The sequence below is a fragment of the Nocardia sp. NBC_00511 genome, assembly GCF_045161165.1.
Lineage (GTDB): Bacteria > Actinomycetota > Actinomycetes > Mycobacteriales > Mycobacteriaceae > Nocardia.
The window spans coordinates 2,020,943-2,034,939 of sequence record NZ_CP107849.1 but is presented as its reverse complement, the minus strand read 5'-3'; the positions used below and the strand labels follow the sequence as shown (position 1 = coordinate 2,034,939).

The following is a 13,997-nucleotide window of genomic DNA, read 5'->3' as shown; positions in this document are numbered from 1 at the left end:
CACGGATCAGCGCAGCGCCTTGGCCGCGGCGACCAGGTTACGCAGCGAGGCCGTCACCTCATCGGTGCGCCGGGTCTTCAGACCGCAGTCCGGATTGACCCAGAGCCGTTCGGCGGGAACGGCTTTCAGTGCCCGGCTCAGCGACTGCTCGATCTCCTCGGCACCGGGGACGCGCGGCGAGTGGATGTCGTAGACGCCGGGTCCCACACCCAGATCGAAGCCCGCGGCATTGAGGTCGTCGAGCACCTCCATGTGCGAGCGCGCCGCCTCGATGGAGGTGACGTCGGCGTCCAACCCCGCGATGGCTCCGATCACCTCACCGAATTCCGAGTAGCACAGGTGGGTGTGGATCTGCGTGGTGTCGGCGACACCGGCGGTGGACAGGCGGAACGCCTCGACCGCCCACTCCAGGTAGGCGGCCTGGTCGGCCTTGCGCAGCGGCAGCAGTTCGCGCAGCGCGGGCTCGTCCACCTGGATGATGCCGATGCCCGCGGTCTCCAGATCGACCGTCTCGTCCCGGATCGCCAGGGCGATCTGCCGCGCGGTATCGGCCAGCGGCTGGTCGTCGCGGATGAACGACCAGGCCAGGATGGTGACCGGGCCGGTGAGCATGCCCTTGACCGGCTTGTCGGTCAGTGACTGCGCGTAGGTGATCCAGTCGACGGTCATCACCGCGGGCCGCACCACGTCGCCGTACACGATCGGCGGGCGCACGCAGCGGGTGCCGTAGGACTGCACCCAACCGTTGACGGTGGCGGCGAAACCGTCGAGCTGCTCGGCGAAGTACTGCACCATGTCGTTGCGCTCCGGCTCGCCGTGCACCAGCACGTCGAGACCGATTTCCTCCTGCAGCGCAATGACTTCGGCGATCTCGGCGCGCATCCGCACGTCGTACTCGGCCTGGTCGATCTCACCGCGGCGCAGCTCGGCGCGCGCCACCCGGATCCGGCTGGTCTGCGGGTAGGAGCCGATGGTGGTGGTCGGCAGCAGCGGCAGGTTCAACCGCTCCTGCTGCAGCACCCGGCGCTCGTCGGCCGGGGTGCGGCGCGCGGCGTCCGCATCCAGGGCGGCGAGGCGATCGCGCACCGCCTGGACCTTCAGGCGCGGATCCGCCTTGCGGTCCAGCACCGCGGTGCGGGCGATCTCGAGGTCACCGGCGACGGCGGCCTCACCCGCGGTGAGCGCGGTGGCCAGCACCCGGATCTCGGCGATCTTCTCCGCGCCGAACGCCAGCCAGCTGCGCAGCCGGGCGTCCAGATCGGTTTCCGGGTCCAGGCTGTACGGAACATGCAGCAGCGAGCAGGAACTCGACACCGCGACCCGCACACCCGCGTCGCGCAGCCCGGTCAGGCGCGGCAGCGCGTGATCGGGATCGACCCGCCACACATTGTGGCCGTCGACGACACCGGCCACGATCAGCTTGTCCGTGATCGACTGCGCCGCAGCCACATCCGCGTCACCACCGGCGACGAGATCGACAGCGATGCCCTCGATGGCGGTGTCGGCCAGCGCGGACAGCGCTGCGCCCACGCGGCCGAAGTAGGTGGCCACCAGAATCGAGGGCCGGGCCGACACCTCCGAGAGACGCTGGTAGGTGGTGCGCACCGCATCGAATTCGGCGGCCGTGAGGTCGGTGACCAGCGACGGCTCGTCGATCTGCACCCAGGTCGCACCGGCCTCGGCCAGCAGGCCGAGCAGCTGCTCGTAGAGCGGCAGCAGATCCGGCAGGCGGTTCAGCAGATCACTCCCGTCCACCGACTTGGCCAGCTTCAGGAACGTGATCGGGCCGACGATCACCGGACGGGCCGGAACATCGAGGGCCAGTGCCTCTTTCAGCTCCGTCAGCGGCTTGTCCGGGTGCAGCGAGAACACGGTGTCGGCCGCGAGTTCGGGCACCAGGTAGTGGTAGTTGGTGTCGAACCACTTGGTCATCTCGAGCGGTGCGACCTCGGCATTGCCGCGCGCCGCCGCGAAGTAGCGGTCCAGCTCGTCGGCGATCCCGGCGACCCGCTGCGGCAGCGCGCCCAGCAGGACCGCGGTGTCGAGCACCTGGTCGTAGTAGGAAAACGTGCCCACCGGAATGGAATCCAGTCCGGCATCGCGGGCGGCGGTGAGTTGCGTGGTGCGCAGCTCCCGGGCGACCTGGTGCAGACCGGCGGCGTCGAGCCGTCCCGCCCAATAGGATTCGATCGCGCGCTTGAGCTCTCGGTTCGCACCGATACGCGGCAGCCCCAGCACTGTTGCGGTGAAGGTGTTGTCAGGGTTCAACATCGAATGAACTCCATGGTCAGCAGCCGATGACCGCCGCCCATCACGAGCGCACGCACAAGGAGCCCACCGCAGCATCGTTCCCGTGCCCGGGTCTACTCGGCGTACCGCCCAATCCACGAGGCGACGACCGCCGGATACGGCGTATCCGGCACAACCGGCAGGTCTTCGGACTCGTGGGCATCACCCGAGAAGAGGGTGGCCCCGGCATTTTCGGCCCGGGGCTGGTGCTACTGACCGTCGCTTCCCAGGCATGATTGATCGCCCAGTGCGAATGACGGCTGTCGTTCCCACTCACCGCTGCGGGACAGTCCCGGATTTTCACCGGGTTCCCTCTCACCCGCGTGGCACGTGAACGTGCCGACGGGCTTCGACGCCTTCGGGTCGGGTCAGGGGCTCCTCGACTCCGCCTCCAGCGAACCAGCTGCGGACGCGAATATAGCGAACACTCATCGCAATGCGAAAGGCGGGCCCGCTCCTATCCCAAGGAGTGGACCCGCCCAGTGGGGTTCGAGGCGTCAGGACACCGACGCCGCCACCTGAGCGTCCGCGGCACGCTCGCCGAGCAGGCGCGGGGCCAGCCAGGCGAAACCGACACCGATGACGACCCACAGGATCAGTTGTGCGGCAAAGGAGTACAGCCGGAAGTGGAACAGATCGTCGGCCGGGAAGCCCGGGTACACGATCGCGCCCGAGGCATCCTTGAGCGGCTGCGGGGTCTCGGTGTCGAAGTCGCCGAACGCCTTGTTCTCCGACAGGTGACCCAGCGACGGCAGGATCAGCATGACCACGCCCACGGCCACGACGAACGACACCGACGCGGCGATGCTCGCGGTCCAATTCCCCAGTCGCGCGGCCAGTTTGCGGCCCAGCCAGATCGCGCCGAGCAGGAAGGCCACGCTCAACACGATCATCAGCATGTAGAGCCCCGTGCGCTCCTTGATGGTGTCCGGGTGCCCGATCGAGGGCGGGTTGGCCGGATACTTCAGGAACGGCACCACATACAGCGTCAGGAACATGCCACCCGCCACCAGCAGCGCCAGATTGCGGGCGGTGACCTTGCCGACCCGGCGCAGCGCCAGGTAGTAGACCACCGCGAACAGCGCGCCCAGAGCCGCACCGAACAGGATCATGCCGAACGGCAGACCGAGGTTCTGCTGCTGCGAACGGGTGAAGATCTCCGGGCCCATGTCGTCCATGGGCTTACCGGCGGCCTTGTCCAAGGCCATCTGCGCATCGTCACGCCCGGACTCGTAGTCGATGGCCCGATTGATGATGGGCTCCGCCATGATCCGGGCGAAAATGAACGCGATCAGGCCGCCGAGCGCGCCCAGCAGGACGCCGCGGCCGATGATGGATTTCTCCATGATGAATGCTCGCTCCCTCGGCTAGTGGCAGGGGAAGCCGAGGAAGTGGCGACCGTCGTGCACGAACTCGTGCACATGCATGTCACTGCCGAAGATCGACACCGCGCCCTGATCGACGCCGATGAAGTAGATCGCCAGCAGCGCGAGCACCGTGGTGCCGATCAGCCACACGGGAGTCGGGATGGAAAGCGATGCGGCACCCAGGCCGGAGCGGGGAGCGTAAGACGTAGCCACGAGGACTCCTAGTGCAGTAGGGAACTCGCGCCCCTACACGGATACGACACACGGCGCCCGAGGGTCTGACTCACACCCGAGGATGCTCACAGTGGCGCGACCGTTCCGGACTTTCACCGGATTCCACGAATCGCCGATCACATGACGATACGAAACCACCTGCAAACAGGTCAAACGCACGGCCACAATGATTTCTGACCAATCACCTGGCGGGCGCCGGCAGGGCTCCCCGGCAACAGTGGCGGCCCGGCATATCGCCCGGTCAGGAGACGATGCCGAGGGCGGAGGGCCGCGTCACCGACAAGCCGTCGAACTTCGGCGTCCGGCTGGACACCCTCGGGCCAGTCGCCACCGACTGAATCCCGGTCGTGTTCAGCCGGTGCCATCGGAGCCTCTCCACCGGCCGGGCGTGATCGCCCCGGGCGGCTGTGGTTGCCCGCTACCACCGTCAGAAGTCCGGACACCTCGGCGAACCGTGGTCGGTACCGAAAGGTTTTGTCGTCGTGGCGAATCGCGGTATCGGGTGCCGCCACACCGTAGTGCCGAACTCCCCACGGAACGGTTCAGGTGTGCTCGAATTGGGAGGTATCGGGTCTCGGTCCGGCCGGGGAAAGGGAGTGCAATGGCGGTAAATGTGGTCGCACAGCTCAACTTTCGTGGTGAGACCCGGGAGGCGTTGACGTTCTACCAGTCGGTGTTCGGGGGTGAGCTGACGCTGATCACCTATGAGCAGGCACAGGTGCCGACCACCGCCGCGGGCGCCGACGATGTCATGTGGGGTCAGTTGGCCGCGCCCAACGGCTTCTGGATCATGGGCTACGACGTCCCCGCCCACACGCCGTGGAGCCGGGGCGACAACTCGTTCTGCCTGTCGGTGCGGGGTGACCTACCCGAGGAGATCACCGAATCCTGGGACAAGCTCGCGGTCGGTGCCAAGATCGTCGTCCCGCTCGGACGCGCACAGTGGTCACCGCTCTACGGCATCCTTCAGGATAGGTTCGAGATCACCTGGATCCTCGACATCTTCCGCGATCCCGCCGACGAGACCGACTGAAGCGAACAGGGCTGACCGTCAGCGGTTATAGAGCACGATTGTGCCGGGGCGGTCCGGGAGCGCGGCAAGAGTGGGAACGTTGGTCGCTTCGATGTATTTGATCTGGCCGTTCGCGACCACGAAGCGCTCGGTGACATCGTCGGTGGCAATGCGGGTACCGAGGATGCCGCCGTCGACGTTGTAGTGCGCGGTGACCCCGTCCGCAGTGTCGGCGAAGGTGAGGTTGTAGATCCGCAGCACGGTCTGGGATTGGCTGCCGGTGTCCATATAGTTGGCCAGGTCGGCACCGGAAAGTCCGGTCACCACGCCGTTTTCGACACGGGTGCAATCCGGCGCGAAAGGCACGGTGTCGTCATCGCGACCAGGCAACGCCCGCAGGTAGGTCAAGGCGATGTCGCGTGCCGATGCCGCTGTCATATCCGGTGCGGCCGAGGCGATTCCGGTGGCGAACAACACGGCGATGGCGGCCAGAGGAACCGAGGCAACAGCTTTCACCCGGTGATCGTAAGGTTTGAAACGCGAGTAGGTCACCGATTCCCCATATCGCTCGCGATAATGGCGGCAATATTGCGTTCGGCCAACGCGGTCACCGTGACGAACGGATTCACGGTGGTCGAGCCGGGAATGAGTGAACTGTCAATGACATACAGGCCCGGATACGAGGTCAGCCGCCCGTAATTGTCGGTCGACTCGTTCAGCACGCAGCCACCCAGCGGATGGTAGGCGAACTCGTCGCCCCAGATCTTGCCGTCACCGAACAGGTCGTTGCGGTAGGTGGTGCCCGCGCTGGCATTGATCGGGTCGAGGATGCGTTTGGCCGCGTCGATGCTCGGCTGATTCCACGCGGTTTGCCAATCCAGGTCCACCCGGCCGGTGGCCTGGTTGAAGCTGAAGGTGCCGCGATTCGGGTTCTTGGTGATGGCCAGGTGCAAATTCACGAAGGTTTCGATGCCGATGGGGAATGAGGTGATTTCGGCGAACGCGGGGCCGGCGGTGTCGTCCCAGTTGTCGATGCCGAGAGCAGTGATGGTGGACTGGTTGACCCCGGTCGGATCGGTGAGTTGATTCTGCCTGGCGGCCATCACATTGCCGTTGTTGCCCCAACCGGACCCCACCGAGTCCGGGAGGTCGGGCAACGCTCCGGTCGCCTTCTGCGTGACCAAGAGTTTGCTCGTACCGACACTGCCCGCGGCGAAGAAAACACGCTGTGCGACAACGTTTTTGGTGGCGATGACGTTTCCGTCGGTGCCGATCTGATCCATCTGCACCCGGTAGCCGCCGGGCGCCGGGGCCACGCGGGCGACAGTATGCAGGGGAACAACGGTCACCCGACCGGTCGCGGCAGCCTCGGCGAGGTAGGTCTTGTCCAAACTCTGTTTACCGAAGTTATTGCCGTACAACGATTCCCGGTTCAGCGCCGACAGCGGCACCGTCCCGGCCTGTTCCTGCTTCATATAGTCGAAGTCGTACACGTTGGGCACGAACGTGGTCGAAAAGCCCGCGCGCGCAGCCAGTTCCCGCCCGACCCGCGCGTATTGGTAGCACTGCGCGCTCTCGAACCATTGCTCGTCGATGTGGTTCACCCGCAACATGGAGTTGGCGCGCGGATAGTAGGTGCCATACATTTCGGCGGGGTCTACCGAGGGCAGGATATCGGGGAAGAACTCGCGTCGCGGTGTCACCGCCATTCCACCATTGACCAGCGAACCCCCACCCACACCACGGCCCTGATACACCCGGATACCCCCGAAATGTTCAGCGGCGAGCACCCCGGTGAACCGATCGACCGGCATATCGATGGGGATGCCGAGCAGGTGATCGGTCGGCTGATCGGTCATGGTCGACAGCCACGACGACCGACCATCAGCAGGCAGGGTTCCGGAGAAGATCTTGCCGTCGGACCCCGGCGTATTCCAGGCCATCCCCTGCTCGACGATCGTGACAGTCTGCCCGGCCTGCGCCAGCCGCAACGCCGCGACCGCACCCCCGTACCCGGCCCCGATCACCAGGATCGGCACTGTCGCACCGTCTTCCAGCTGACCGATCGGCAATGCCGCCCGCGCCCGCGGTGCGCCGCCCAGCCGCATGACCCCGCCGAGTCCCGCCAACACACCAGCCCCGACCAGAAACCCGCGCCGCCCGATACCCTGACCCGACGCTCCGATAACCGCTGGTACACGCATTGCAAACCCTTCAACACTGGACGAACCAGGGCAGTCTATGTGGACAAATGACCATTGGCGGGCTTTGTCCCAAACTGACGTTTCCTGGAACGATTAACCGATAACCGAACACGGGGTCATCGGCATGAATGTCGCAGGGGGCGGCGTTGATCAGCTGCGCGTCGTCCCAATCACATTGGCAGATAAGGCTCTTCTTGCACTTGCAGAGCGCTCAGGTGGAGACGCGACAAGCGAGATGAGAACCTACAAGACGACGATCCGGTCAGGAGATGATGCGGACGGCGTAGGGCATGATGCCGTCTTCTCGGACCGAGGAGACTCGGACGACGTCGCCGGACTGGGGGGCTTCGACCATTTTGCCGTTGCCGATATAGAGGGCGACGTGTTCGCTGCCGCCGGGGCCCCAGAAGAGCATGTCGCCTCGGGCTCGCTCGGCGACCGGAACCCTTGTGCCCATGGTGTATTGGTAGCCGCTGTAGTGGGGCAGGGAGACGCCGATGCCGGCGAAGGCGTAGATCATCAGGCCTGAGCAGTCGAAGCCGGTTTTCTGGTAGTCGCCGTAGCGGTCGGCGGTGCCGCCGTCGCGGATGCCGAGGGTGGCGCCGTCCTCGTCGCCTCCGCCCCAGGCGTATTCGACGCCGAGTTGGGCCATGGCGCGGTCGACGACGGTTTCCACGAGGCTGGAGGCGGAACCGCTGGGGCGGGCCGGTTGGCTGGAACGGCGTGGGGCGGGGGAATTGTCGATGACGGTGTGCGGGCGATGGCCCTCACCGACCTCGGCGGCACGGTCGCTGGAGGCGCGGTCGGCGGCCACCCGGGCGGCGGCGGCGACCGCGGCGGCATGGGCGGCGGCCTCCTCGGTCTTGCGCTGCTGATCCCAGGCCAGGTAGGTGTCGCGCTGGCTCTGCAGGCCCGCCACCGTGACACGGGCCGCGTCCAGTCGCTGCTGCGCCGAATCACGCTGGGAGACAAGCGTGTTGCGGGAAGTAGCCTGCTGGTTGAATTCGGCCTGGGCGGCGGCGACCGCGTTCTGCGCGTCGGTCTTCTTCGCGTCGGCGGCCGCGGCGGCGGCATCGGCGGCCTGCTGCGCGGACTTGGCCGCGGAGGTCTTGTTGGCGCGATCGATCTGGGCGTGCCGCAGACCGTCGACGACCTGCTTCTGATTCTGCGAGGCGATGGTGAGCACCTGGGCGCGGTTGAGCGCGATCTCGGGCGTCGGCGCGGCCATGTAGTTGATCAGCGAGGTCGAGCCGGGCCGCATGTAGACCTGTGCCACGTAGCGGTCGAAAGACCGGTGTGCGGTATCGACTTTCGCGCCCGCGTCGGTGAGGTCCTGCTGACACTGGGTGACCGCGCGCGCCGCGGTGTCGGCGGCGTCGCGGGCCATCTGGAGGTCGACCAGGGCCTTGTTGACGGCTTCGCGGCGGGCCGCGACGGCGTCGTCGAGCTGCTGCAGCTGCTGTTCGGCGGCCGCGACCTGGTTGATGAGCGCGCCCACCTCCCCGACTCCGGCGTCGACCTGCGCGCCGGCGCCGTTGATGTCACTGTCGCTCGGATTGGGTGGCGGCGGGGGCACAGCATGCCCCGTGGCTATCCCTACAGCGAGCACTATGGGCGCTACTAGCAACTCTGTAGCGACCCGAACCAACCGCACCCGTAGGTTCGCTGGCCGTCGCATCGCACCTCCCTGGAGTCCCATCCGGCACACCATCCCCAACCGTGCCATCGCGAAACCGTACGACACGTCAAGGACCGCGAAGATCAGCCACGCCACAATGACAGAGGTGTAATTCGTTGATTGCCAAGAATTTGCAGATGAGAGGTGATATGGCCGCCGAAAGAAAACCGGACACGCTGGAGAAAACTCCGGCGCGTCCGTGTGTCGAAGGGTGCGGCCGAAGACGTTCGGCCGTCGGAACTAGGCGACGGGCGTGTGCGAGTCGCTACGGTCGGCCCGCCGCGACTTGACCACGTACAGACCGCCGATCGAGGCGATCAGCAGGGCCAGCATCACCAGCGTCAGCACCGTCCACGACACCGTCTCGGGCTGCTCGAGCCGATCGACGAAAACCTGCGCGGACCCAGTGGTCTGTTCGGGCCCGTGATACTTGGCCCGATCCTCGGCCCACTCCAGGTGCCCGCGGGTGAACTGGTCGCTGTAGGTGCCGAGCCAGTCGTCGCTGAAGACCACCACGGTCCCGCCCTCGATCTTGCCGACCTCGGTCGCCAGATCGCGCAGGTTCGCCTCGATGCCCGGATTGCCCTGCACCACAATGATGTCCAGGTTGATGCCGTGCTCGCGTGCGGTGGCCGCGATCGCGGCGAGTCCGTCCTGGTCGCGTCCCACGGGGGCGCTGACATGATCATCGACGAGATCGGCGATGATGGCGTTCAGGTCGGTGTTGGGCGGTAGTTCCGCCTTCATTGGCGTGAAAACCGAGGTACGCGAGACGGTCACGAAGGCAGATTACGGGACGGCTTGTCACATCACCTCACCGCGCCACGCCGAACCGCCCTATGACGGCCCCGCTACCCCGCCCCGATGTGCTCACAGGACAAGCGTACTGTTAAAGTCGGAAAACGGACGGGGCCCGCGCCTCGACGAGCCACCGGCACAGCCCCGCCGGCGGCCCTCCCATTCACAGACGAGTGGAGCTGAACGTGACGAGTATCGATACCTTCGGCGCCAAAGGCACCCTCGAGGTCGGTAAGAACTCCTACGAGATCTTCCGCCTCGCGGCCGTGCCCGGCACCGAGAAGCTGCCCTACGCCCTGAAGGTCCTCGCGGAGAACCTGCTTCGCACCGAGGACGGCGCGAACATCACCGCCGACCACATCCGCGCGATCGCGAGCTGGGACCCCAACGCCCAGCCCGACACCGAGATCCAGTTCACCCCGGCCCGCGTGATCATGCAGGACTTCACCGGCGTGCCCTGCATCGTCGACCTGGCCACCATGCGTGAGGCCGTCACCGCGCTCGGTGGCGACCCGAGCAAGGTCAACCCGCTCTCCCCCGCCGACATGGTCATCGACCACTCGGTCATCCTCGACGTGTTCGGCACCGCCGACGCCCTCGAGCGCAACGTCGACCTGGAGTACCAGCGCAACGGCGAGCGCTACCAGTTCCTGCGCTGGGGTCAGGGCGCGTTCGACGACTTCAAGGTCGTCCCGCCGGGCGTCGGCATCGTGCACCAGGTCAACATCGAGTACCTGGCCCCCACCGTCATGGTCCGCAACGGCCAGGCCTACCCCGACACCTGCGTCGGCACCGACTCGCACACCACCATGGTCAACGGCCTGGGCGTGCTGGGCTGGGGCGTCGGCGGCATCGAGGCCGAGGCGGCCATGCTGGGCCAGCCGGTCTCCATGCTGATCCCGCGCGTCGTCGGCTTCAAGCTGACCGGTGAGATCGTCCCCGGCGTCACCGCCACCGACGTGGTCCTCACCGTCACCGACATGCTGCGCAAGCACGGCGTGGTCGGCAAGTTCGTCGAGTTCTACGGCGCCGGTGTGGCCGAGGTTCCCCTCGCCAACCGCGCCACCCTGGGCAACATGAGCCCCGAATTCGGTTCCACCGCAGCGATCTTCCCGATCGATGAGGAGACCATCAACTACCTGCGCCTCACCGGCCGCAGCGACGAGCAGCTCGCGCTCGTCGAGGCGTACGCCAAGGAGCAGGGCCTGTGGCACGACGCCGCCAAGGAGCCCGCGTACTCGGAGTACCTGGAGCTGGACCTCGGCACCGTGGTGCCGTCCATCGCCGGCCCGAAGCGCCCGCAGGACCGAATCCTGCTGTCGGACAGCAAGAACGCGTTCCGCAAGGACATCCGCACCTACACCAACGACCCGGTCCCGCACACCTCGCTGGACGAGGCGATCGAGGAGTCCTTCCCGGCCAGCGATCCGGTCGCGTCGGGCACCGCCAACGACAACCCCCGGGTTCCCAACGCCGCCAACGGCAATGCCGGTCGTCCGTCGAAGCCGGTCAAGGTCTCCGACGCCGAGCGCGGTGACTTCGTGCTCGATCACGGCGCGGTCGTGGTCGCGGGCATCACCTCCTGCACCAACACCTCCAACCCGTCGGTCATGATCGGCGCGGCCCTGCTGGCCCGCAACGCCGTCGAGAAGGGCCTCGCGTCCAAGCCGTGGGTGAAGACCAACATGGCCCCCGGCTCGCAGGTCGTCGCCGACTACTACGAGAAGGCCGGCCTGTGGCCGTACCTCGAGAAGCTGGGCTTCTACGTGGGCGGCTTCGGCTGCACCACCTGCATCGGCAACACCGGTCCGCTGCCGGAGCAGATCTCGGCCGCGATCAACGACAACGACCTCTCGGTCACCGCGGTACTCTCGGGCAACCGCAACTTCGAGGGTCGCATCTCCCCCGACGTGAAGATGAACTACCTGGCCTCCCCGCCGCTGGTCATCGCGTACGCGCTCGCGGGCACCATGGACTTCGACTTCGAGGTCGACGCCCTGGGTCAGGACACCGACGGCAAGGACGTCTTCCTCAAGGACATCTGGCCGTCCCCGCAGGAGATCGACGACACCATCAAGTCGGCGATCAGCCGGGACATGTTCACCAGTTCCTACGCCACCGTGTTCGACGGTGACGAGCGCTGGAAGGGCCTCAACACCCCCGAGGGCGACACCTTCGCGTGGGACGAGAACTCGACCTACGTCCGCAAGGCTCCCTACTTCGACGGCATGTCGATGGACCCGACACCGGTCGAGGACATCAAGGGCGCGCGCGTGCTTGCGCTGCTGGGCGATTCGGTCACCACCGACCACATCTCCCCGGCCGGTCCGATCAAGCCGGGCACCCCGGCCGCGCAGTACCTGGACTCGCACGGCGTGGAGCGCAAGGACTACAACTCGCTGGGTTCGCGTCGTGGCAACCACGAGGTGATGATCCGCGGCACCTTCGCCAACATCCGGCTGCGCAACCAGCTGCTCGACGACGTCTCGGGCGGTTACACCCGTGACTTCACTCAGGACGGCGGCCCGCAGGCGTTCATCTACGACGCCTCGCAGAACTACCAGGCCGCGGGCATCCCGCTGGTCGTGCTGGGCGGCAAGGAGTACGGCTCGGGTTCCTCGCGTGACTGGGCCGCCAAGGGCACCAGCCTGCTGGGCGTCAAGGCCGTCATCACCGAATCCTTCGAGCGCATCCACCGCTCGAACCTGATCGGCATGGGCGTTGTCCCGCTGCAGTTCCCGGTCGGCGAGTCGGCCGCGTCGCTGCAGCTCGACGGCACGGAGACCTTCGACATCGAGGGCATCACCAAGCTGAACGAGGGTGTGACTCCGAAGACCATGAAGGTGACCGCCACCAAGGTGAACGGCGAGAAGGTCGTGTTCGACGCGGTCGTGCGCATCGACACCCCCGGTGAAGCCGATTACTACCGCAACGGCGGCATCCTGCAGTTCGTGCTGCGCAACATGATTCGCGGCTAAAAGCGGTCCGTCCCCGCACCAGCGGGGATGACCCCGCCCGGTCTTCGGAGGGCTGTTTCGAAGCCGGGTGTGGTGGCCGGGCGCCGATCTCGATCGGCGCCCGCCACGCGGCCCGTTCCCGGGTCGCTTCGCTCGTCGCTCGTGCGGGTTCTCCGTTTTGGTCGCAAGATCGTTATGGAGAACCCGCACAACACGTTTCGGAGGATGCCAGTGCCCAAGGTCAGTGACGACCACCTCGCCGCCCGGCGCAGCCAGATCCTCGACGGGGCGCGCAGCTGCTTCGCCGAGTTCGGCTACGAGGGCGCCACCGTGCGTCGCCTGGAGGAAGCCACCGGCCTGTCGCGCGGCGCGATCTTCCACCACTTCCGTGACAAGGACGCCCTGTTCCTGGCGCTGGCCCAGGAGGACGCCGGTCGGATGGCCGAGGTCGCGGCCACCCAGGGTCTGATCCAGGTGATGCGCGATATGCTCGCCCGCCCAGAGGATTTCGACTGGCTGGGCACCCGCCTGGAGATCGCCCGCCGCCTGCGCAACGATCCCGAATTCCGCGCCAACTGGGAAGAACGCTCGGTAGAACTGACCGCCGCCACCGTGGCCCGCCTGGAACGCCGCAAGGCCGCGGGCGCGCTACGCGACGACGTCCCCACCGAGGTGCTGCTCGGCTACCTGGATCTGGTGCTGGACGGCCTCATCGCCCGCATCGCCTCCGGCCACGCCAACGACAACCTCGAGGCCGTCCTCGACCTGGTGGAGGCCTCGGTCCGCCGCAAACAGTGATCGTTGATCAGCGAACGGCCCCAATCCTTTTCGCCAGCTCATCGGTGAGCGGATAGGGCCGCTCCCGCGGCAGCAGATCCGCCGCGCGATCCACCCGCCCGTCGCGCAGGTGTGCCTGCATCTTGTGCGTCAGCGCGGTGAGATCGCGGATCTCCACCGTCCAGTCCTCGACATACCGTTCGATCACGTGCCGGGACAGGCCGACCTGGATGCTGCGATGGTCGAGTTTCGCACCGCGCATCGAATATTCGGGATCCCACTGCACGTGTACGACGGCCTGCCGGAACTCCGCGCGCCACTGCTCACCGCTCGCGAACACCCTGCGCTCCGGACTGGTCAGCACCGCCTGTGCCAGCGCCTCCTCCCAGCCCGCGCGCGTGATCCGCACCGCGAGAATCCGCTCCTGCCCGGACTTCCGCCCCCACCCGCTGCGCTGCATCAGCCACCGGAACGAGGGCTTGATCCAGGTCATGCGCTGCACCGAGAACGGCGGCACGAACCGCTGCGCCGTGACCGCCGCGTCCGCGATCTGAGTGCCGAACGCCTGATAGACCACGACGGTGTCACGGTCGTAGTCGGCCCTGATCTCGTACTGCGCTGTCACCTGGCGAACAGTAGGGGCGGACTGGGCGGTCCACCAGTGGATTTCCCGGCGATTGC

Annotated in this window: 11 protein-coding genes and 2 riboswitches; of the genes, 3 read left to right on the top strand and 8 right to left on the bottom strand. The window is 66.6% G+C overall.

The genetic code is table 11. The features are described 5' to 3' along the window. Positions 1-6: 6 nt before the first annotated feature. From metE to OG300_RS09620, 3 genes are all read right to left on the bottom strand, one after another. Positions 7-2,271, bottom strand: coding sequence for a 5-methyltetrahydropteroyltriglutamate--homocysteine S-methyltransferase (metE, locus tag OG300_RS09630; protein WP_405494305.1), 2,265 nt, complete (start codon positions 2,269-2,271; stop codon positions 7-9). A 138-nt stretch (positions 2,272-2,409) separates the two neighbouring features. Beyond that, positions 2,410-2,648, bottom strand: a riboswitch (cobalamin riboswitch). Between the two features lie 138 nt (positions 2,649-2,786). After that, the gene (locus OG300_RS09625) at positions 2,787-3,635 is read right to left on the bottom strand and encodes a CbtA family protein (protein WP_405494303.1); all 849 of its coding nucleotides are present in this window, start codon (positions 3,633-3,635) and stop codon (positions 2,787-2,789) included. A gap of 21 nt (positions 3,636-3,656) precedes the next feature. Then, positions 3,657-3,869 carry a CbtB-domain containing protein gene (locus OG300_RS09620; protein WP_405494301.1) on the bottom strand — a complete coding sequence of 71 codons (213 nt, stop codon included), beginning with the start codon at positions 3,867-3,869 and terminating at the stop codon, positions 3,657-3,659. A 40-nt stretch (positions 3,870-3,909) separates the two neighbouring features. Continuing rightward, positions 3,910-4,039: riboswitch (cobalamin riboswitch) on the bottom strand. A 452-nt stretch (positions 4,040-4,491) separates the two neighbouring features. Between OG300_RS09620 and OG300_RS09615 the strand changes: the two genes are divergently transcribed. Then, entirely contained in the window at positions 4,492-4,923 is a 432-nt protein-coding gene (locus OG300_RS09615) for a VOC family protein (protein ID WP_405494299.1), read from the top strand. 18 nt (positions 4,924-4,941) lie between these two features. Here OG300_RS09615 and OG300_RS09610 read toward each other — a convergent pair whose 3' ends face one another. The 4 genes from OG300_RS09610 to OG300_RS09595 form a co-directional block, all read right to left on the bottom strand. After that, a complete protein-coding gene (locus tag OG300_RS09610) occupies positions 4,942-5,418 on the bottom strand; it encodes a hypothetical protein (protein WP_405494297.1) in 477 nt (158 codons plus the stop codon). A gap of 32 nt (positions 5,419-5,450) precedes the next feature. Beyond that, positions 5,451-7,106, bottom strand: coding sequence for an FAD-dependent oxidoreductase (locus OG300_RS09605; RefSeq protein WP_405494296.1), 1,656 nt, complete (start codon positions 7,104-7,106; stop codon positions 5,451-5,453). Between the two features lie 262 nt (positions 7,107-7,368). After that, entirely contained in the window at positions 7,369-8,805 is a 1,437-nt protein-coding gene (locus tag OG300_RS09600; protein ID WP_405494294.1) for an NlpC/P60 family protein, read from the bottom strand. Between the two features lie 219 nt (positions 8,806-9,024). Then, positions 9,025-9,564, bottom strand: a complete 540-nt coding sequence (locus OG300_RS09595; RefSeq protein ID WP_405494292.1) for a DUF6676 family protein — start codon at positions 9,562-9,564, stop codon at positions 9,025-9,027. 203 nt (positions 9,565-9,767) lie between these two features. Between OG300_RS09595 and OG300_RS09590 the strand changes: the two genes are divergently transcribed. Together OG300_RS09590 and OG300_RS09585 are read left to right on the top strand one after the other, a co-directional pair. Beyond that, positions 9,768-12,560 (top strand): aconitate hydratase, encoded by a 2,793-nt coding sequence (locus OG300_RS09590; RefSeq protein ID WP_405494290.1) that lies wholly within the window; start codon positions 9,768-9,770, stop codon positions 12,558-12,560. 210 nt (positions 12,561-12,770) lie between these two features. Next, entirely contained in the window at positions 12,771-13,337 is a 567-nt protein-coding gene (locus tag OG300_RS09585; protein ID WP_405494288.1) for a TetR/AcrR family transcriptional regulator, read from the top strand. A 7-nt stretch (positions 13,338-13,344) separates the two neighbouring features. Here OG300_RS09585 and OG300_RS09580 read toward each other — a convergent pair whose 3' ends face one another. Then, entirely contained in the window at positions 13,345-13,941 is a 597-nt protein-coding gene (locus tag OG300_RS09580) for a DUF4291 domain-containing protein (RefSeq protein WP_405494286.1), read from the bottom strand. Between the last annotated feature and the right edge of the window lie 56 nt (positions 13,942-13,997).